The organism is Dinghuibacter sp. (assembly GCF_035492835.1).
Taxonomy (GTDB): Bacteria; Bacteroidota; Bacteroidia; order Chitinophagales; family Chitinophagaceae; genus Dinghuibacter.
The window spans coordinates 28537-50002 of the sequence record NZ_DATJIY010000158.1; the positions used below are offsets into that span (position 1 = coordinate 28537).

Annotated in this window: 15 protein-coding genes; 5 read left to right on the forward strand and 10 right to left on the reverse strand. The window is 59.5% G+C overall.

The annotated features are described in order from the left end of the window. Entirely contained in the window at positions 1 to 1335 is a 1335-nt protein-coding gene (locus VL547_RS14295) for a HAMP domain-containing sensor histidine kinase (RefSeq protein WP_325578920.1), read from the forward strand. Here VL547_RS14295 and VL547_RS14300 read toward each other — a convergent pair. From VL547_RS14300 to VL547_RS14325, 6 genes are all read right to left on the reverse strand, one after another. Next, positions 1319 to 2188 (reverse strand): VOC family protein, encoded by an 870-nt coding sequence (locus VL547_RS14300; protein ID WP_325578922.1) that lies wholly within the window; start codon positions 2186 to 2188, stop codon positions 1319 to 1321. The two genes, VL547_RS14295 and VL547_RS14300, sit on opposite strands and share 17 nt — an antisense overlap. A gap of 58 nt (positions 2189 to 2246) precedes the next feature. Beyond that, positions 2247 to 3068 (reverse strand): AraC family transcriptional regulator, encoded by an 822-nt coding sequence (locus VL547_RS14305; protein ID WP_325578924.1) that lies wholly within the window; start codon positions 3066 to 3068, stop codon positions 2247 to 2249. Between the two features lie 38 nt (positions 3069 to 3106). Then, entirely contained in the window at positions 3107 to 3820 is a 714-nt protein-coding gene (locus tag VL547_RS14310; RefSeq protein ID WP_325578926.1) for a PDDEXK nuclease domain-containing protein, read from the reverse strand. Positions 3821 to 4037: 217 nt separating this feature from the next. Continuing rightward, positions 4038 to 4724 (reverse strand): hypothetical protein, encoded by a 687-nt coding sequence (locus VL547_RS14315; RefSeq protein ID WP_325578928.1) that lies wholly within the window; start codon positions 4722 to 4724, stop codon positions 4038 to 4040. Positions 4725 to 5006: 282 nt separating this feature from the next. Beyond that, positions 5007 to 11351, reverse strand: a complete 6345-nt coding sequence (locus tag VL547_RS14320; protein WP_325578930.1) for a putative Ig domain-containing protein — start codon at positions 11349 to 11351, stop codon at positions 5007 to 5009. A 252-nt stretch (positions 11352 to 11603) separates the two neighbouring features. Continuing rightward, positions 11604 to 11996, reverse strand: coding sequence for a hypothetical protein (locus VL547_RS14325; RefSeq protein ID WP_325578932.1), 393 nt, complete (start codon positions 11994 to 11996; stop codon positions 11604 to 11606). A 119-nt stretch (positions 11997 to 12115) separates the two neighbouring features. On the opposite strand from VL547_RS14325, the gene VL547_RS14330 reads away from it, so the two are divergent. The 4 genes from VL547_RS14330 to araA all read left to right on the forward strand — a co-directional run bounded on the left by VL547_RS14330 (position 12116) and on the right by araA (position 16743). Beyond that, positions 12116 to 12820: an NUDIX hydrolase gene (locus tag VL547_RS14330; RefSeq protein WP_325578934.1), complete on the forward strand. Its 705-nt coding sequence runs from the start codon at positions 12116 to 12118 to the stop codon at positions 12818 to 12820. Positions 12821 to 12897: 77 nt separating this feature from the next. Then, positions 12898 to 14538 (forward strand): ribulokinase, encoded by a 1641-nt coding sequence (locus tag VL547_RS14335; protein WP_325578936.1) that lies wholly within the window; start codon positions 12898 to 12900, stop codon positions 14536 to 14538. A gap of 25 nt (positions 14539 to 14563) precedes the next feature. Next, the gene (locus VL547_RS14340; protein ID WP_325578938.1) at positions 14564 to 15262 is read left to right on the forward strand and encodes an L-ribulose-5-phosphate 4-epimerase; all 699 of its coding nucleotides are present in this window, start codon (positions 14564 to 14566) and stop codon (positions 15260 to 15262) included. 2 nt (positions 15263 to 15264) lie between these two features. Then, a complete protein-coding gene (gene araA, locus VL547_RS14345; protein ID WP_325578940.1) occupies positions 15265 to 16743 on the forward strand; it encodes an L-arabinose isomerase in 1479 nt (492 codons plus the stop codon). On the opposite strand, the gene VL547_RS14350 is transcribed toward araA, so the two are convergent. The 4 genes from VL547_RS14350 to VL547_RS14365 all read right to left on the reverse strand — a co-directional run. Beyond that, positions 16740 to 18380, reverse strand: a complete 1641-nt coding sequence (locus VL547_RS14350; RefSeq protein WP_325578942.1) for a right-handed parallel beta-helix repeat-containing protein — start codon at positions 18378 to 18380, stop codon at positions 16740 to 16742. The genes araA and VL547_RS14350 overlap by 4 nt on opposite strands. Before the next feature lie 46 nt (positions 18381 to 18426). After that, entirely contained in the window at positions 18427 to 19095 is a 669-nt protein-coding gene (locus VL547_RS14355; RefSeq protein WP_325578945.1) for an HAD family phosphatase, read from the reverse strand. After that, the gene (locus VL547_RS14360; protein WP_325578947.1) at positions 19095 to 19739 is read right to left on the reverse strand and encodes a hypothetical protein; all 645 of its coding nucleotides are present in this window, start codon (positions 19737 to 19739) and stop codon (positions 19095 to 19097) included. Before VL547_RS14360 ends, VL547_RS14355 begins: the two co-directional genes overlap by 1 nt. A 26-nt stretch (positions 19740 to 19765) precedes the next feature. Further along, positions 19766 to 21466, reverse strand: a 1701-nt coding sequence (locus VL547_RS14365; protein ID WP_325578949.1) for a family 20 glycosylhydrolase, incomplete at its 5' end; no start/stop codon positions are given.

Here is a 21466-nt window from a genome sequence, read left to right on the forward strand (position 1 = left end):
ATGATTTTCAGACGATACGAATGGAGCATCCTGGTACGGGTGGGCTTCCTGTTTGGTACGCTGGTCCTGCTGTCTTACGAGATATTGCGCGGCCAGACGGTGTATGAGGTGATCCTGGGTATCGCGGTGCTCTGGCAGCTCGGCGGGTTCTACCGGTTTAATAAAAAGATACAGACCGAGGTCGAGCAGTTTGTCGAGGCGGTCCAGTACCGCGACTTCTCCCGTCACTTCGACGTACGGCACGCCCCCGCGGAGCTACAGCCGCTGCGCAAGGGTTTTAATGAGCTCAACCACGCGTTTAAGGTGATTAGTAACGAGAAAGAGACACAATATCAATATTTGCAGAAAATTCTCGAGCTCGTCAATACCGGGATATTGTCGTACGAGATATCCACGGGCGATGTGGTTTGGATGAACGAGGCGCTGCGGAATTTGTTGCAGATCCCGTATCTGAAAACGATCCATGCGCTGTCCAAGCGCGACTGGAGCCTCTACCACGAGATCATGTCGCTGCCTTTGGGCGAAAACGTCATCGCCACCGCGCACACCGGGTTGCAATCGTATAAGCTGCTGCTATCCGCGACGGCCTTTCAGACGGAGGGTCGCAAGTATAAGCTCATCGCCTTCCAGAACGTAAACGAGGCCCTGGACGAGACGGAGTCCAAGGCCTGGCAGAAGCTGTTGTCCGTGATGACGCACGAGATCATGAACTCGGTAGCGCCGATTTCGTCACTCGCAGATACGCTGGGGACGCGGCTGTCCCGTTCCCTTCCGTCCCTGCCTCCCGCCCTGGAGGACCTTGCGATCGGTATCGAGACGATCAAGAAACGCTCCGAGGGGTTGCTCAAGTTTGCCGAAACCTACCGGAATTTAAATAAGATAACTACCCTCAATATCAAACGTGTCTACGTTCGGGACGTTTTTGAGAACCTTCACCACCTCATGGCGCCCACGCTGGAAGCCAAGCAGATCGAGCTGGAGGTGATCCTGAAGGACCCTTCGCTGATCCTGGAGGCGGACACGTCGCTCGTCGAACAGGTGCTTATCAACCTGATCGTCAATGCCGTCGAGGCGGTCCGTGACGCCTCCCACCCCCGGATCACGCTAAATGCGATGCAGAATGCATCGAAAAAGACTTTATTGAAGGTCGCCGACAACGGGAGCGGGATGCCGGAGGAGATCATGGACAAGATCTTTATTCCATTCTTTTCCACCAAGCGCAACGGGTCGGGGATCGGGCTGTCGCTGGCCAAGCAGATCATGATGCTCCACAAGGGGAATATACAGGTGCAGAGCGCCGTGGGGGAAGGTACGGTGTTTACTTTGCAGTTTTAAAGCCATCTTTGGCGTCGTCTTTTATTCTCTTTACGTCCGGGCCTTTTCCCCCACCTTCGTAGAAGGATAAGTCCTCGTCCGTTTGTACGAGCCGCCAGCACTGGCCGCCGGGAGCCTGGAAGTACAGGTGGGGGTCGGGGACGTTCAGGATCGTTACGCCTGCGTTTTCGATCTTCTTTTTTGTTTCTTCTACGTTGTCCGCTTTTAGCTCCAGCCACATGGAGCGGGCGGTGCGTTGGAATTCGCCTGAGTCGGGGACGTCGCCGTAGAGGAAGACCAGAAACGTGTCGTCGTTTAGTTTTAGGATGTCTTTTTCCTTGTCGGCTTTGGTGAGCGCGGCGCCGAGGACGTTTTGGTAGAACTCCCTGATAGCATCGCGGTCTTGTTTGGGGACGATGACGGACATGTGGTTGCCGAGGGTTACCCGTTGCCCCACGTTCTCCGTTTTTGCCTCCGGCCGCTCCAGGTAATCGGCCAGGGCCGTCCCGATGAATTGGTTCCAGCCTTTTTCGCAGTCTTTGTAGCACTCTTTTTCCGGGGTGATACCCTTGTGAGTAAAGGTTAGTGCGTTTCCGATTATATCGAAGATCATTCTGGTGCCGGTCCATTCCTTTTGTTCCTTATACCACGGCATATGGCAATCCGTTACCAGCCAAACGACCCGTTTGCCGTGTATCAGCTCTTCGACGGTAATGTTGAAAAAGGAATCCCCGCTCATGCTGGCGGTGAAGGTATCACCTTGTTTTTGGGCGCTGCCGGAGAAGGTGATGCCCCACCATTGCGGGACGTTGGCGATCTTTTTGATGGTCTCGTCCGGGTTTCCTTTGGCGGAGATGGTTTTGCTGAAGTCCATATGCTTTTTTGTACAAACCTAGGGCGGTTTTGACCCCCGGTATTGTACGAATCGGAATTCAGCTCGTATAGTGCCTGGTGGCGAGCTCGTTCAGGCTGTTCTGGAGGTCGGTGGGGTTGAAACCGGTCATCCGCTTGAAGACGCGGAGGAAATGGGATTGGTCGTAGTAGTAGTCGTAGATGTGGTCTTTGAGATTTCCTTTGTTGGCATAAGCCTCGTACACCTGCTTGAATTTGATGATTTCCGCCAGGTTCTTCGGCCCCGTACCCAGGTGCTCCATGAATTTTTTGTGCAGCCAGCGCGTGGTATAGCCGGTTTCCTTTTCCAGTTGTTTTATATTGACCAGCCCCTTCTCGTAATATATTTTGTTGACGCAATAATCGTAGACGGGGTCCGGGGTGGCATTTTCCAGCTGCCTGAGCAGGAAGCTTTGCAGGAGTCTTGTCTTTTGTTGCGTTGTATTTGCCTCGGCCATTTGCACTTTGAGCATCTTTGTGGCATTCCCGAGCAGGTCCTCCATCTCCCCTATCCGGTTACTGACGTCCGTGTAATTCAGGCGGAACAACCGGTACGCACCGAGCGGGTTGAGCTCGACGCCGATCGTCTCCGTCATTTGGTCTTCCATCGGGTTCAGCAGGACTTTGGTGTCCACTATGCCCGTGAGGCTCAGCTCATTTTCCCTTTGGATAAAGGTTCCGTCGCCGACGTGGGCCGTGAGGCCGTTCCGGCTCGTGAACGCCAGCTTGAAATTGCCATTCGGGACGATCAGCTTGTTGTCCATCTCGGGCAGGCGGCCGGTGCTCTCGAAAACCCACATCTTGGCGATGAAGGGTTTCAGGAGGGGGTGGGGTTCCACGGGGGTGAAATGGAAAGTGGACATTTGGGCGTTAAGATAGGGCGGTTTGCGGGGTTTTGCAATCAGTCATGCTTTAAAGCTCTTCGAGCGCTTCCATCGACGGCAGGGCACTGCCGGCCCAAAAAGGCGAAACCTTGCCCCAATTCCAAGAGAAATTTTTGAATATGAAGAACAAGGTCATTTTCCAAGGCGCGTTCATCCTTGTTCTTTTCAAAGGTTAGGAAATCGAAGTTGTAAGGATTTTTCAGGATTTCACGAGCAAGGTCTGCTTGGGGCGGGGGTAAGGTGTCATTGAAGTTATGGATGGCTTTGCCTTGGCGATGATACAAATCGCTTTCGATCTGATGCAATAGCATGGTCCTGGACCAATTGTTTTGGATAGTCTCTTTTACATAAAACAATGCTTCGTCGATGGAAAGACATTTGGTAACGATCTCACGATTATGTCCCCAGGGAATTTGTCCCACAAGTTGTGGGACTTTCTCTAACTCATTGTAAAACAATCGCCACTTGCGGATATAGAACAAATTTGTCCTTGAAAACCCTTTCATATCCGGAAAGGAATTTAAAAGATCAATTGACAATTGGGGAATTAACGCGTCTCCCCATCCCGCTCGAGACTGCTTTTCGAGAATTTCTCCGCCCAGCTCCCAATAAAGCGCGAGCAACTCCCGGTTTACACTGAGGGCGGCCTTGATTTGTGCACGGTGGATTTTGTCTTTGAGGTCAACGAGCCATTGCCTGTAATTTCCGTCGGTGGTGATGATTGCTGTCATGAGGCGCTCCTTTGTGTGAGGTTAATAAACTTAAGTTAGGATATTTAACCAATTTAGCCCGATTAGCGGCGTCGGGCATGTAGGAGCATATGGTAGCATGTACAACAAAAAACCCCGGGGTTGCAGCCCGGGGCGTGGTTCTATTTCTCTCTGATGTACAAAAAAACCGTTGGTTGTTTAGGGGCGGCAGAGCCGCGGGCTTTTGATAGGCGGCGCGCTAGTTGTCGGCGGGGGCGTCGCCTGCGGAAGGGCCGCCGTCGGGGCGGTGGAAACCGTGGGCGCCGTCGCGACGGAAACCGCCGGCGAAGCGCGCGCGTTCGGTCTTGAGCTTTGTTTGCTGATCGGGGGTCAGGATGGATGCCATGGCATCTTTTTGCTTGGCGAAAAGAGACTGCATCTGGTCGCGTTTTTGTTCGGGGAGCAGGTCGTCGTTGTCGCGGATGCTTTGCAACTGGGTGCGGAACGTCAGGTCCTGCGCCTTGATTTTGGCGGCCTGGTCATCGGACAGCTGGAGGTGGATCTTCATGCGTTCGAGACGGGCAGCTTCCATGACCTGGGCGTTTTCTGAGGCGCGGGTCTTGCGTTGGGCGATTTGCTGCTGTTGCTGGGGGGTGAGGAGGGCCTTGAGCTTGTCCTTTTTTTCCTTGTTGAGGGCGACGAGCTGAGCCTTGTAGGCGCCGAGAGTCAAGTTATCTTGTTTATAGAGATCGGCTTGTTTGTGGCGGTAGTCGGTTTCGATCGCCATCATTTGCTTGCGTTGGTCGGGGGTGTAGTGGATGCCGCCGCGGTGGCCTTGCGCGAAGCCGTGGCCCTGTGCGAAACCGCCACGGGGGCCGCCGTTGTTCCAGCGCGCGCCCTGGCCGCCGCCCTGAGGGCCCCTGGCCCAGCCGCCTCGGTGCATCATATGATGATGGGTGGTATCAGACGGCTGAGTACCAGTCGTTTGAGCATTTGCTAGGAGACCGCCCGCGAGGAACAGGGCGGAGAATATGCCATTCTTTATCATGAGCTACAATTTCTTATATAGATCGGCATCGGAGGATGATGTTTAATGGGGCTTGGGGACGTTCACCTTTAAAAAAGGCGGTTTCGCCGATATGGGGGCGGGGCCGGACTCGGGGCATGGCGCATGAAAAAGCCCCCCGTTTCCGGAGGGCCTTGTATACACATGATGAAGCGGTAGCGGTTAGTAGATCAATACCTTGAACACGGGGTAGACGATCTCGTTGTTGCGGATACATACCACGCGGACGAGGTAGTAGCCGGGTTGGAGGGTGCCAACGTCGACCTGGAGGTCGTTGCTGTTCGTGGACACGTCGGTTTCGGACCGTACGACCTGGCCGTTGATGCCGAAGATGATGTACTTCGTGATCAGGTAGTCGGAGGTGAATCGGATGTGGATGGTTCCGTGCGCGGGGTTGGGGAATACGCCAATACCCGAATGGAAGCCGGCGCTGTTGAAGATATTGATCGTGTAGCTGACGGGCGGCGCCGGGAGGTAATCGTTGTTACCCGGCTGGTTGGCCGTAACGGTCAGGGTACCCGTGCCCGTGATCTGGAGCTGGTTGCCGCTGAGGGCGCCCAGGGTCGGGTCTGATAATGTGAACGAAACCGGCAGACCGGCGCTGGAGCTGGCCGACAGGGTTAGCGTTTGACCCGTAACGGCGTCGGCGGGCAGGGCCGCGAACGTGATGGTCTGGCTGGCCTTGTTGATCTGCAGGCTTTGGTCGACTTCGGGTGCGGGGGCGTACATGCCGTCACCGTCCTGGAAAGCGCTGATGGTGACCTGGCCCGCGGCTACGATGTGGACCATCCAGTTACCGCTGCCGTCCTGGTAGACCGTGGCGATCGTCGTATCCTGGGATACGAAACGAACGGCCAGACCCGAATTGGCGGTGGCGCTGATCAGGAAATCCGGGTCGCCGTAGGTGTGCACCGGCAGCGGGTTGAACGTGATCACGTTATTGAGCGACTGCACAACGGTCAGGACCGCATCCTGGTACAGGAGGGTGTAGTTGGCCGCGGTGCCACCGCTGAGCGTGATCGGGTACTGGCCGGGGGGCGATGTTTGCACCGCGGTCGTGCTGATCGACGGCTGGGACGTGAGGACGGAGGCATCGTCCCCGTTGACGAACCCGCTAAAGGTATACGTCAGCGGCGGGTTCGGGGTATTGAAGTAGCGCGTCACCGGAGCCGCGGTCACCAGGAGGCTGGCCGGGTTGATGGTGAGCGTACCGTTTACATAGACGATGTTATAGTTCGGGTCGACGGCGCCACTGGCGGTGATCGGGTATTGGCCGACGCCGCTGGCCGATGTGGCCGTGGTGGTTATCGTGGGCTGGGTGGTCAGGCTCGCGCTGTTGTCGCCGTTGATAAAGCCACTGTACGTGACCGTTAGCGCGGGCACCGTCCCGCCATACGTCATGCTTTGACCGTTGGCGGTGATGGTGAGCGTCGCCGGGGCGATGTGGACGGTATAGGTGGCGGAGCCGGTGTACGGACCGGCGCCGGTGGAGGCGTCGGTGGCCGTAACGGTGAACGTATAGTCGCCGACCAGGGTGGGTGTGCCGCTCAGGGTACCGTCCGAAGCCAGCGTCAGACCCGGGGGCAGGCTGCCGGAGGTGACGGCGTAAGTGTACGGGCTCGTACCACCGCTGGCCGCAATCGTTGCGCCGGCGTATACCTGGCCGTAGGAACCTGCGGGCAGTGTTGCCGGGGCAACGCTGATGCCCGCCGGGGCGTTCACGGTCAGCGTATAGGATTGCGAACCGGTATAGGGACCGGCGCCGGTGGAGGCGTCGGTGGCCGTGACCGTAAAGGTGAAGCTGCCACCTGCCGTCGGCGTGCCGCTGATCGTACCATCGCTGGCCAGCGTCAGACCCGCGGGCAGGCTGCCCGAGGTGACGGCGTATGTATAGGGGCTCGTACCACCCGTAGCGCCGACGGAGGCGTTGTAGCTTGCCGCGATCATCGCGTTCGGCAAGGTCGTCGGCGCAAGGCTGATGACCGGTGCGTTGACGACGAGGGTATAGGCTTGAGAACCCGTGTAGGGACCGGTGCCGGTAGAGGCATCGGTAGCCGTGATGGTAAAGGTGAAGCTGCCACCGGCGGTGGGCGTGCCGCTCAACGTACCGTCGCTTGCCAGCGTCAGGCCAGCGGGTAGGTTACCAGCGGTGATGGCGTACGTATAGGGGCCCGTACCGCCGGTCGCGCTGACGGAAGCCGTATAGCTTGCCGCGATCGTGGCGTTTGGCAGGGTCGTTGGCGTGAGACTGATAGCCGGTGCGTTTACTACGAGCGTGTAGGATTGAGAACCTGTGTACGGACCGGTACCGGTGGAGGCGTCGGTCGCAGTTATGGTAAACGTAAAGCTGCCGCCCGCCGTCGGCGTGCCGCTCAGCGTACCGTCGCTTGCCAGCGTCAGGCCTGCGGGCAGGCTGCCCGACGTAACCGCGTAGGTGTACGGGCTCGTACCGCCGGTCGCGGAAATCGACTGGCTGTAGGCTACACCAACAGTGGCTGCCGGGAGCGTTGCAGGGGCAACGACGATGGAGGCCGCGTTGACGGTGAGCGTATATGATTGTGAACCGGTATAGGGTCCGCTGCCAGTGGAGGCGTCGGTCGCCGTGATCGTAAAGTTGAAGCTGCCGCCCGCCGTCGGCGTACCGCTCAGCGTACCGTCGCTTGCCAGCGTCAGACCTGCGGGCAGGCTGCCGGAGGTGACGGCGTAGGTGTACGGGCTCGTGCCGCCGGTCGCGGTGACGGTTTGGCTGTAGGCGACTCCAACGGCGGCCGCCGGGAGGGTCGGCGTGAGCGTGATGCCGGCAGGGTTGACCGTGAACGAATAAGATTGTGTACCGGTATAAGGACCGGTGCCGGTGGAGGCGTCGGTCGCAGTGACCGCGAAGGTGAAGCTGCCGCCGGCAGTGGGTGTGCCGCTCAGCGTACCGTCGGAGGCCAGCGTCAGGCCTGCGGGCAGGCTGCCGGAGGTAACCGCGTACGTGTACGGGCTCGTGCCGCCGGTCGCGGTGATGGACTGGCTGTAGACTACGCCAACGGTGGCCGCGGGCAGGGTCGGCGTGAGCGTGATAATGGCGGGATTGACCGTAAGGGTATATGACTGCGAACCGGGGAATCCGTATGTATCGGTTGTCGTTACGGTGAAGTTGAACGAGCCGCCGGCCGTGGGCGTGCCGCTCAGGGAGCCGCCCGAAGACAGGGAAAGTCCCGCGGGCAAAGAACCCGCAGTGACAGCGAAGGTATAAGGAGTCGAGCCGTTCGAAGCCGTGATGCTCGCGGTGTAGGCTGCGCCTACGGTCGCCGCGGTCAGCGTGGAAGGCGAAACCGTTATAGCCGGCGCGCTCACGGTAACGGGCAGCGTCGAAGCGGCGCTCGATATGGAGCAGTTGCTTACGGCGACGACGCTGAGCGTACCGCTGGCGGCGGTCGGGCCGAAGTCGAGGGTCACGGCGTTGCCTGTGCCGTTGATGGTGACGCCTGCCGGCGGGGTATAGCTCCAGGTATAGGTGACCGTGGGATCGTTAGTGACGGAATACGCGACGCCGGTCTGCTCGTTGTGCACGGCGGCGGAGCCGGCGATCGCGCCGGGCGTGGCCGGTACCGGGTTGACCGCAACGGGCGAGGTGGCGTTATTGGTACAACCAAAACCGTTGGTCACGGTATATACGATGTTGGTATTGCCTTGTGCCACGCCGGTTACGACGCCGGAGGCGTCGACGGTGGCGACGGCGCTGTTGCCGGTGGTCCAGGCGCCGCCGGTGGGGTTACCGGTCAGCGTAATGGTGGAACCGGAGCAAACCGAGGACGCACCGGTTATGGCCGGCGCCGCCGGCTGGGCATTGATGGTGACGTTGATGACGATCTGCGCCGTCAGCGTGCCGTTGGTGACGCTGATGGTAAAGGCGTCTGTGCCGGAGTAGCCCGGCGTGGGTGTATAGGTCATGCCCGTAGGAGTCATTGTGCCGCCATTGGACGTGAACGGGCTGGGGTTAACGGTGAGCGAACCGTTCGCGGGCCCGGCTACGATGCCGTAGGTCAGGTTATCCCCGGTCGCCAGGTCGGACACCGCCAGCAGGCTGCTGAAGTCCTGGGCGCTACTATTGGCGCAATATGAGGCCGATTGCGAGGAGCCACCCGTGAAGGCCAGGCCCAGCGCCACCGATACGGTCTTGGTCGCGGCGATTGAATTCAGTGTTCCGTCGTTGACGGTGAAATTGACCGTCCTGTTCCCGAGGGTCGGGTTGGGCTTCCGGTCATCGAAGGTGATGGATTGCAGCTCGGTGTTCCATTGTGCGAGGGTCGCCGCCGGACTGGCGGTGATCGTCAACACCCCGGTGGTAACATTATAGGTGGTGGTAAAGCCGCCGCCGCTCGGGGCTTTCAGCACGTCGCCCGACGCGAAGCCGGTGGCAATCGTAATGGTGGCGCTGACGAGCGTCGTGTTGTCCACGTCGGAGACGGTTACACCCGGGTCCACCGCCACGGCCACGGAATTCGTACCGGTGGCATAGAACATCGTCGTACCGCCGGTCGTGGTGACAACGGGCGCCGCGTCGGGGGCGGTCGTGAAGTGTAATATGGGCGTGCCCGTCGCGGTGCCCTGGCTGTTGACGGCGACTACCTGGTAGTAGTACGTCGTGCTCGGCGTCAAACCGGTGAGGATGGCCGAATCCAAGGTATTCCCGGTGCCGGCGGCGATCGTGGGGATGATGCCGGGCACGGTGGTGGTGCCTCCCGACAACGCTGGATCGGTACCGTACACGAATGTCACGGCCGTATTGGCGGCGCTGTCGTCGACATAACCATAGACCGTGGCGCCCGTGGACGTGATCATATCCGCGGGGGCGTTGCTGGCAATGGGGGGTGCGGGGGCGATGACGTTGACGTTACCCGGCGTCGGGGATGTCGGGATGACGGGGTTGGTCAGCGACGTGTCCACCTGGTCGCCATACTGGTCGAGGATTGCGCCCCCATTGAGGTGGATGACCGGTCCCAGTTGCAGTGTTCCCGTGGCGTAGTCGCCCGGTTGTACCGTATAGATAAAATAGACCGTGCTGGCGGTGGGGTCGGCGCCGTTGGCGGTAACCGTCACTTTTTTATGACCGATGGTGAGATCGATGGTTGGCGTGCCGGTTACAGTGAACGGACCCTCGCCCGGTGTCCACGACACGTAGAAGTGCAGGATCTGGCCGGCGCCATACGTTCCGTCGGCGGGATAGGAAATGAAGTAAACTACCGGGGCCGTGTGGAAGGTTTGGATATTGCTGGGGACGGTAGCGGCGCTGTTTTGCGCGACGACCTGGTAATAGTATTGGGTGCTGTTGGCGAGACCGGTCAGCGTCGTGGTCACCGCGGTGTTGCCCGTGCCGGCGGCGATGGTTGCGGGCGTGGCGGCTACCGTCGTCGCAGAAGTCATCGTGGGATCGGTGCCGTACCGGAAAGTCACGGCCGTGGCGCCGCCGCTGTCGTCGACAAAGGCATTCAGCTTAGCGCCGGCGGTAGTGATGTTGGTAGCGGTTGGCGTGGAAACGATCGGCGGGGCCGGGGAGGCGACGGTTATGTTCGTCGGAACCGGCAGCGGGCTGGCGGGAGCGCTCAGGTCGGTGCTGACGGGCAGGCCGTCATTTAGCGTAATGTTTCCCCCATTGAGGTGGATAACGTTCCCCAGGGTCAGATGCCCGGGAGCCGCATAGTCGCCGGGTTGTACCTGGTAGGCGAAATACGCCGTCGAGCTGACGCCGTCGGTTCCGATGTAGACCGCCCTGACGGTTTTATTACCCAGGGTAAGGTCTATATAGGGCGACCCGGTCACCGTCAACGGAATGTTGTTGGACGTCCAGGTTACGTAAAAGTTGATGTATTGCGGGGTGGCGAAATTTTGATTGTCACCCGGATAGGCAACGCTGTTAACGGGCACCTGCGGAAGGGCCGGCGGCGTGGTGGCGGCGAAAGTGGGTTGATCCAGGGCAACCGTCAGCGTAAAGGGGCCGGAGGTATTGCCAGGGTTGAATCCATAAAGATTAAAGTCCCCGCCGGAAGGATAACCCGCCGCGTCATAAACGTAGGAGCCAACGGCCGGCGCCGTATAGGTCCCCCCGGAATAAACATAGATGTGGGAGGTCTCGAACATCACGTAACCCTCGTTGATGGTAAGGTCGGCCATCTTGCCGCCGGAAGGGATGTATATATTGACGGGCCTCAAAAAGAGCGGGTAATAATTGGCGTCCGCAAGGTTGAAGGTGCCGTATACGATGATGGAAGCGGGATTGTTGAACCCATCGAACGCCCCGCCGATCGGGTCCGGTATTTCGAGGTCGCCCGCGTCAACCAGGACGGTGGACCCCGCGGGTATGATGGCGATGTCTGTAGGACCGGGGACTATCCCTCCGACCCAGGTCGTGGTAGCGGTCCAATGCCCCCCTGCGGCGGTGGCAGTAATATACCCTGCCCTGGAGGCGAAGGATACGAGACACAGGATAATGGGGGTGACGGAGCGTAGAAGTCTTTTCATGCAGACATTTTGATGTTCAGAGAAATGCAAGCCTAGTTTCTGACCAATAAAGGTAATGACAATGCGATACGGTGACAGGCAAAAGCCGTGAATTCATGTTTCGAGGTTGTTAACGTTGGGCTTTTTCGGGTGAACGCAACCGTTCGGGGGGGCAAAAAAGTGGCCGCCCATCCGTAGGTGGCACTCCTTTCGAGAATGCCAGACCCGGATGGGCAGCCGTGTATCTAAGTAAGGGTTAAAGGGAAAACGATACTATCGATTGCCCCCGCCGCCTCCGCCGCCGCCTTGGCGGTTACGCATCCTGGCGCGCATGCGCTCTTGCATGGCGTGCAGCTTGGCGATCTGGTCCGCAGACAGGAACTTGGCATAACGGACGTCCGCCTGGTCGTTGAGGGTCTTCATCTTGGCCATCTTGTCGTCCTGGCTCATGCTCTGGTCCTGGAAAATCGCACGCATTTGCGGGCGCAAGTCTTGTTGGACAGCCATGACGGAATCGATCTGTACGTCCGTCAACTGGAGAGAGTCCTTATACATCTGGCGCATGCGCTCCTGCATCTGACCACCGCCACCGCCACCCTGGGCGCTCGCGGATATCGCGCAGACAGACAATATCAGGACGGTTAAACCTGCAAGCATTTTTTTCATAAATTCCATTTTTAGAACTGTAAACCAAAAATATTCCATTATCCATCGCCCCCGCCCAGGCGCAAGCCTAATTCGGTAAACCTTTGGATATTATCGGTAAATCAGGCTACTTTTACGCTATGACCAGGTACTCAAAACAAGCAAGACTGTTGCTGGCAGTGGATTGTATCATCTTTGGCTTTGACGGGAAAGAACTAAAACTGTTACTCATCAAAAGGGGCATGGAGCCTGAAAAAGGGAAATGGAGCTTGATGGGCGGTTTTGTGCAGGCGGACGAGGACTCCGAGACGGCCGCCGCCCGCATCCTTCAACAGCTCACCGGTCTGGAAGGGGTCTATCTGGAACAGCTCCATCTCTTCAGCGGCCCCGCCCGGGACCCCGCCGAACGGACGGTTTCCGTGGCCTACTTTGCCCTGATCAATATACACGACTATGAAAATCAACTCAACGAGGACTATCGCGCCGAGTGGTTCCCCATCCACGAGACCCCGCGCCTGATTTTCGACCATACGGAGATGGTATCCATGGCGAAAGCCAAGTTGCAATATAAGGCCGCCTTCCATCCCATACTGTTCGAGCTGCTGCCCGGTAAATTTACCATTCCGGAATTGCAAACGTTGTACGAAGCCATTTACGACACCACGCTCGATAAGCGGAACTTCAGCAGGAAGGTATTGTCGACGGGGCTGCTCATAAAGCAAAAAGACAAGGATAAAGAGAACTCCAAAAAGGGCGCATTCTATTTCAAATTGGATAAAAAACGGTATTCCGCGAAGTTCCACGCGTTCTTAAATTTCATTCCCAATCCGGATAACTTGAAGTGACCGCGACCCGTAGGCGGACCGGAGAAAAATTTGGGTGGTTAAAATAATACGTGTTATTTTGACAATTATTGCCCCATATGGAACAGGGAAAGGAAAATTACGTCATTGGCATGGACTTCGGCACCGATTCGGTCAGGTCCATCATCGTGGACGCCGCGGACGGGCGCGAGATCGCAGCGTCGGTGTTCTACTATCCGCGCTGGAAGGCGGGACGTTACTGCGACCCGGCGGAAAACCGCTACCGCCAGCATCCCCTGGACTATATCGAGGGCATCGAGGCCACGGTAAAGGATTGCGTCCGGCAGGCGGGCCCCGAAAAAGCCCGCGCCGTGCGGGCAATCAGCGTGGATACTACGGGGTCGACGCCGGTGGCCGTGGACCGGTCGGGTACCCCGCTGGGGCTGCTGCCCGGTTTCGAGGAGGACCCGAACGCGCTTTTCGTATTGTGGAAGGACCATACGGCGACCCGGGAGGCCGCCGAAATCAATGCCCATGCGGCCAGATACGAGACCAACTACCTCCGCTTCGTGGGGGGGATATATTCGTCGGAATGGTTCTGGGCAAAGCTGCTGCACGTGCTGCGTACGGACCCAAGGGTCCGCGCGGCCACCTGGTCCTGGGTCGAGCACTGCGACTGGGTGCCCTTCCTGCTGACCGGGGGAACGGACGTAAACGCCATGAAACGAAGCGTTTGCGCCGCCGGTCATAAGGCGCTGTGGGCGGCGGAGTTTGGCGGGTTGCCACCGGACAGCTGGTTCACCGCGCTCGACCCGCTGTTACAAGGATTTACCGATCGACTGTTCACCGATACCTATCCGGCGGATGAAGCCGCCGGCACCCTCAACGCTGAATGGGCGACCCGTTTGGGGTTGCCCCCGGACGTGCGCGTGGGGGTGGGCGCGTTTGACGCACATATGGGCGCCGTGGGCGGACAAATCGAGCCCTACCACCTGAGCAAGGTGATGGGGACGTCGACTTGCGATATGCTGGTGGCGCCGGCCGCCGACCTCGGGGACACCTTGGTAAAGGGCATCTGCGGGCAGGTCAACGGGTCGGTGATCCCCGGGCTCATCGGGCTGGAGGCCGGGCAATCGGCCTTTGGGGACACGTATGCGTGGTGGAGGGACGTCCTGTTGTGGCCGGTGAGGCGGTTTTTGCCCGCGGAGCAGGCGGATGCCATTGGTGAAAAGCTGATCGGCGCCCTGACGGAAGCTGCCGCGGGTCTGCCGGTCAAAGAGGACGACCCGCTCGCCCTCGACTGGCTCAACGGCCGGCGAACACCGGACGCCAACCAGGAGGTCCGGGGGGCGATCCTCGGGCTGGACCTGTCGACCGACGCGCCGCGTCTCTTCAAGGCCTGGGTGGAAGCCACGTGTTTCGGGGCCAAAGCCATCGTGGACCGGTTCCGCCAGGAAGGCGTTCCGGTCAACGGCTTGATCGGGTTGGGCGGGGTCGCCCGGAAATCGCCCTATATCATGCAGGTCATGGCCGACGTCATGGACATGCCGATCCGGATCCACCGGTCCGAACAGACGTGCGCGCTGGGCGCGGCCATGTTTGCGGCGACGGTGGCAGGGGTGTACGCCAGCGTCGGGGAGGCGATGGCGGCCATGGGGCCGGGGTTCGACCTGGAGTACAGGCCCGATCCGGTGCGGGCTGCGGTGTACGCCCGGCGGTATCAACGATATTTGGAACTGGGTCAGTTTCAGGCCAACTAGATAATTTTAAGAAAAAACGGGAACGATGTCATCCTATCAAAGCATACGCGAAGCCGCTTTCGAAGCCAACATGCAGCTCCCCCGGCTGGGGTTGGTGCTGTTCACCTTCGGGAACGTGAGCGCCGCCGACCGGGCGGCGGGGGTCTTCGCGATCAAGCCCAGCGGAGTCCCCTACGAGCTCCTGTCGCCGGCCAAAATGGTCATCGTCGATTTTGACGGCAAGACCGTCGAGGGTAGCCTGCGGCCGTCTTCGGACACGCTGACGCACGCGGTTTTGTACAAGCACTGGCCTTCGATCGGGGCCATCGCACACACGCACTCTGTCTACGCGACGTCATGGGCGCAATCGCAGCGCGACATCCCCATCTACGGGACTACACACGCGGACCACACCACGTGTAACATCCCCTGCGCGCCGCCCATGGACGACCGCATGATCGAGGGCGACTACGAATACCAGACCGGATTCCAGATCATGCAGTGCCTGGAGCAGCGGGGGCTGAGCTATGAAGAGGTAGAGATGATCCTCGTGGGGAACCACGCGCCCTTTACCTGGGGAAAGGACGCCGCCAAGGCGGTGTACAACAGCGCGGTGCTCGAGAACATCGCGCACATGGCGTACCTCACGGAGCAGATACGGGCGGATGCGCCGGCGCTGAAGGATTCGCTCATAAAAAAACATTTTGAAAGAAAGCACGGCCCGGGCTCATACTACGGGCAATAACTATGAACGATCTGAAAACTTTCGAAGCCTGGTTCGTCACCGGTAGCCAGCACCTCTATGGGGAAGAAACCCTCCGCCAGGTGGCGGAGCACGCGCTGATCGTGGCCGACGCGCTCAACGATTCGCCGCTGATCCCCGTCCGCATCGTGTGTAAACCCGTGGTAAAAACGCCGGAGGAAATCCACCGCTTGTTGCAGGAGGCCAACGCCGCGAAGGATTGCGTGGGGATCATTGCGTGGATGCACACGTTTTCTCCGGCAAAAATGTGGATCGGCGGCCTTAAGGCGCTGCAGAAACCGCTGCTGCACCTGCATACGCAGTTCAACAGGGACATCCCCTGGAGCGACATAGACATGGACTTCATGAACCTCAACCAAAGCGCCCACGGCGACCGGGAGTTTGGCTTTATCATGAGCCGGATGCGGCTCAACCGGAAGGTGGTTACCGGGCACTGGCAGGACCCGCAGGTCCACGAAAGGCTCGCCGCCTGGCTGCGCGCGGCCTGTGGCTGGCATGACTGGCAGGGTGCTAAGTTCGTGCGTTTTGGCGACAACATGCGGCAGGTAGCCGTGACCGAGGGGGACAAGGTGGAGGCTGAGATCAAGTTCGGCTATTCGGTGAATACGCATGGCGTGGGCGACCTGGCCGCGGAAATCGCGGCGGTCCCGGCGTCCACGGTCGAGGAGTTGATCGCCGACTACCACCGCAGCTATACGATGACGCCCGCATTGTTCACGAGCCCCGCTTTGAGGGACGCCACGCGGATCGAGGCGGGGTTGCGGTCGTTCCTGCAAAAAGGCGGATACAAGGGTTATACCGATACGTTCGAGGACTTACACGGTATCGTGCAGCTGCCGGGTATCGCCACACAGCGCCTGATGGCCGAAGGCTATGGCTTTGGCGCCGAGGGTGATTGGAAAACGGCAGCCCTCGTCCGCGCGATGAAGGTGATGGCCACCGGGTTGAAAGGGGGTAATTCCTTTATGGAAGACTATACCTATCACTTCGACCCGAACAACCCGCTGGTGCTGGGATCGCACATGCTCGAAATCTGCCCGTCCATTGCCGACGATACGCCCTCCTGCGAAATCCACCCGTTGGGGATCGGCGGCAAGGCCGACCCGGTGCGGCTGGTGTTCAACTCCGCGGCGGGTCCCGCGCTCAACGCCTCCATCGTCGACATGGGGAACCGCTTCCGGTTGCTCGTCAACGAGGTCGTTGCGGTAAGCCCCATCCATAGCCTGCCCAAGCTACCCGTTGCCCGCGTGCTGTGGAAGCCTTATCCCGACATGGCCACGGGCTGTACCGCCTGGATCTATGCCGGAGGGGCGCACCACACGTGCTACAGCCAGAACCTCACGTCGGAACACCTGGAAGACTTCGCCGAAATGGCGGGGATCGAGCTGGTGCTGATCGACCGGAATACGAAATTACACGCCCTCAAAAATGAGTTGCGGTGGAGCGAAGCGTACTATCGCTAATGACAGGCTCCCATGTTGTAGTGCCCTGCATAGGGGATGGCGACGCCATTGAAGTCGGTGGCGCCGACGTTGATGCCAAACCAGGCCGCCAGGTCGATGCCATATGCGCTTAGCGCCGAACCCGCCTGGAGCGTATAGCTGGTCAGGGTGCCGGGTGTCCCGGTTCCTATAGTGGTTGCGTCGCCCGCGTTGCTGAAATGGGGGTCGATCCCGATACCGTACTGGGTGCCTTTATACATCTCGTTGCCGGTGGTAATCACGGAGGCGATATATAAGTATGTCGCGCCGTTGATCGAAAATTGCGTGGGACCGCCCTGCGCCCAGTAACAGTTGTTGAGGAACCACGCGACGCTGGTATCGCCGGCGCAATAGACTACGCCCGGCCCGCTGACGGTCTCCAGGATGTTGTTATAAAAAGCGCTATGGTTGCCGCCATAAACGTAGACCGGCGTAGCGTTAGGAGAATAGATCGTATTGTTATAAAAGAGGTTTCCCGTGCAGCCGGGGCCGGTGACGATTCCCCCATATGCCGTGTTGCCCGAGGCGTCGCCGACGCTGATGTTGTAGCGGACGACGTTGCCGCTATTGTGTCCGCGGGTGTCGCCGTATTCCCACACCAGGAAACCCGCTGCCGCGTTGCCATGGCTGTAGTTGTATTGCACGACGCTGTGGGTGACGCCGCCGTCCAGGTCGAAACCGTCGCCGTCGGCTTTTCCCGCACCGGTACCGTTACCGTATGCCTCGTTGTACTGAAAGACCAGGTTGGTCGCGTCATAACACCAGATCGCCGCCGGGCCGCCGCTGGTGGAACCGCAGTCCCAGCCGTTGTTGTAAGCAACGTTGTGTTCGATGGTTCCGCCGCCCGCTTCCCCCACGAGGATGCCGTCGCCCGAGTGGTTGTCGGTTTTGGCGCTTATGCCCAGGTTATTGTACACTTTGTTATAGCCGATATATACGCTGGGAAAAGCGTAGGCCGTGCTGCCCGCCTTACCCTGATTACCCAGGCAGGTGAGGCCATAGGCGCCGTTATCGTGTACGGCATTGTGGCTGGCCTCGATTTTGGCATAGCCGCTCTGGCTGCCATCGGCGGGCCCGGAGAGGAAGACGATCCCGGCCGTTTGAAAACCGCTGACGTCGCAATAGTCGACGGTACAGCTCCCCAGTTGCGCGTTGCCGCCCTGGTCGGTATAGAATTCGATACCCGAACCCTGGTTGCCGCTTTGGGCGCTGCCGGTCCAGTTACCGGTGACTTTCAGGCTGTCGATGGTGACATTGCTTTTGTTATAGACGTAAATGCCGGTGCCGGTACCGGCGTCGATGGTAGCCAAGCCGTTGCCATAGCTTTTCAGCACGACCCCATCGCTGCTGACAACCAGGTTGCCGGCGAAGGTCTGGCCGCCCTCGAAGAGGATCATGTTGCCCGTCTGGAAGGGTGTGGCGTTGACTTTGGCGATCGTCTTCCAGGCGGTTGACGGGGACGAGCCGTCGTGGCTGTCGTTGCCAGTGGGGCTGACGTAGAAGACGGTGGGGGGCGGGGTCAGACCGCCGCCGCCGTTTGGCGAAGCGCCTTTTTTGCCGCACGCGGTCAGGAGGAGCGCGCCAAGGATTACAGAGCCCGTGAGTTTGGAGGTAAACATATAGTCCAAGATACGACATCCACGCTGCGCGCCAAATACAGGCCGGTTAACCGATTGTTGCGAGCAGACCGGCCGGCGTCACTTCGGTGTAGTTGTGAATCATTTTCACGACGTTAGGGTATTTTTTGAATTCGTCCGGGCCATGGAGGGTGGAGAGGATGACGACCGCCTTCATACCGGCGTTGAGCGCTGCCTCCACGCCCTTGGGCGCATCCTCGAAGACGAGACAGCGAGCCGGTGGCGTATTCAGGATGGCGGCGCAGGCCAGGTAGACTTCGGGATCGGGTTTGGAGACGGCTACGTCGTCGGCGGTGACGACCGCCTGGAACAGCTCTCTTAGATGGAGGTTGTCGAGCACGAAGTCGAGGTTGAAGGGTATGGCGGCGGTGCCTATGCCCAGGGCGATACCCTCCGCGTGAGCCGTCCCCAGGAACCCGTCGAGGCCGTCTATTAGCCGCAGGTGCGGTTTGTAGGTTTGCTGGTAGCGCCGCTCCTTTTCCTGCGAATAGTTGTTGATTTCTTCTTTCGTAAAGCGACCGGGGCCAAACACCCGGTGGAAGAGCTCTTCGTTCTTGCCATACATCTGGCCGCGGATATACGCGTCCGTGAGGCCCGCCTTCAGGTCTTCATTGAGGAGGGAGGTCCACGCCCTGACATGGTATTCCATGTCGTCGATCATCGTGCCGTTCAGGTCGAAGAGAAATGCGTTGCTCATTATTGATGCTCGGTGAGGCCGTTCAGGAAGGCTTCGGCTTTGGCTTTGTTTGTATTGTCCCACAATTTTTCCGCGGTGAACACGACCAGCTGATACGTCCCGTTCGTATCCGTGTAGTAGTACCCGTAATACACAAAGTGGACGCCGGAGGTCGAGCCGCGCATTTCCATGTTCAGCACTTTCAGCCCGTTGACGGTCCGGTATTCAAGATGCGTGACGCGCATATCCGGGGCGGCGTTGCGGGCGTTCTCCACGGCCACCTCCCGGAGCTTTTCCAGGGGCAGCTCGATCTTTTCGGAAATCAGCATACCGTAGAGGTCGCCGCTTTTCATTTCGAAGGCGTATTCCTGGGGGCCTTCTTTTTTCCTGGCAAAGTTCCATTTGGTAGCGTCGATCCAGACGGCCACCGGGGGCGCCGTGGCGCTTTTGACCAGGAAGCTCGACGAGGCTTCTTTGGCGAAGGGCTTCGGATTGGTAGCGATCTTTACGGTGTCCGCGTCGGTTGTGGAGTCCGTAACTGCTTTCCAGGTGCCGTCGTCGTAGAGGATGACCTGGTCGCCGTTTTCGGTAACGGCTTTGCGTTGTGCGTGGACGGAGGTTGTAGCGGTAGTGCAGGCGAACAAAAGGAGGATTACGGTGCGCATGGGAGCAAGTTACGGATTTATGTGTCTCACAGGTTTTCGACTTCCACGGTCCGGCTGCCGCGGCCCTTGTCGTTGAACACGCGGAGCTTGATGTGGCCGTGGGTCGTGATGGGCTTAGTGTACAATGCGCTGTGCGCGTCCGGTTCGGCGCCGTTGCTGGTGTAGCGGATCGCGAGTCCCGGGAACTGGACGTTGGCTAATACCTGTCCGTCTTTGACCAGGACGCCGGGCGGCGGCAGGCGATAGGCGTAGTCGTCGAGCTGGGGCAGGATATGGCGGCCCAGCAGGCTCGCGAAGGCGTACCAGGCGTCAGACATCGACTGGCGGGCGGCCGCGGTGTCGCGTTGGGTGGCCCAGACCGGGTCCGGCGCCCAGGCGCGTTCGGCCATGCCCAGCAGCTTGGGGAGGAGCTTGTATTCCAGGCCGTCGCCGCCCCGGAGGGTTTCGCCCCAGAGACAGCCCTCCAGGCCGACGATGTTGTTCCTGCCATAGTCGGTAAGGCGCTCCTTGGACGCTTTGAGCCCCGGCGGGAGCGGGTTGCCTTGCTCGTCTTGCTGGAGCAGGCGGAGGTAGTCGAACGGGATATAGGTAAACGGTTTGTCGGCGTCCTGGAAGGTGGCCCAGTAGTAGCCGAACTCATCGAACGACTTGTTGTAGGACATGTCGAAGTACAGGTTGGACGCCACCGATAGCACGACCTTGTACCCCGCGTTGGCCATCCGGTAGGCCAGGTCCTCCGCCCCACCCCCATTGTTCCAGATGTGGACCTGCATGCCGCTGCGCGCGAAGTCGGGATTGGGGAGGACGGAGGGGTGGCCGTCGGATTGGGTTTTGCGCATGCCGGCTTCCTCCCAGGCGCTCGGGTAAAGCCCCTCGGACTTCAAGATCGAATCCACTTTGCCAAAGTAGTAATACCAAAGATCGTTCACGCTCGCGAGGTGCAACGCCTGGCAGGCGGGTGAACGCTCCCACACGCCAGCGGGCACTTCGTCACCACCGAGATGGATCGTTTCCAGCGGGACGCCGGCGTCGCGGTACATCGAGACGATTTCCGCCGTCACGCGTCCGATGAAGCGGTAGACCGATGGTAGCGCCACGTTCATCACGTTGTCGTGGTAGAGCTGCGGCGTCGAATAGACGGACGCGTCGGTGGTATCGCGGAGGAGGAACTCGAGGGCTTCGGCGGGGCGTCCGTCACGCATTAGGCGGCGGTAGCGGTTGTCCATGGCCTTGACGGCGGCGCGGGCGTGGCCGGGGCTTTCGATTTCGGGGATGACGCGGATGTGCAGCTTTTGGGCGTAGCGCAGGATGTCGATGAATGTAGCGCGGGTATAGTAGCCGCTACCGGTGGGGCTGCTGGTGTCGGGACCGGAGCCGTAGCAGGGGCGCAGCCAGTCGCGGTCGTCGAGGGTGTGTCCGCGTTTAGCCCCGACCGTGGTGAGCTCGGGGAGCGATGGGATCTCGAGCCGCCAGCCCTCGTCGTCGGTGAGGTGGAAGTGAAAGGTGTTGAGCTTGCAAAAGGCCATGAGGTCGAGGACGCGATAGATTTCTTTTTTTGTCTGGAAATTGCGGCCGACGTCCAGCATCAGGGAGCGGTACGCGAAGCGGGGCTGGTCGGTGATGTCGACGGCGGGGAAAAGCCACTGGTTTTTTGTCGCGTTGCGGGGGAAGAGGCGGAGGAAGGTTTGGATACCATAGAACATACCGGCGGGGGTCGAGGCATCTAT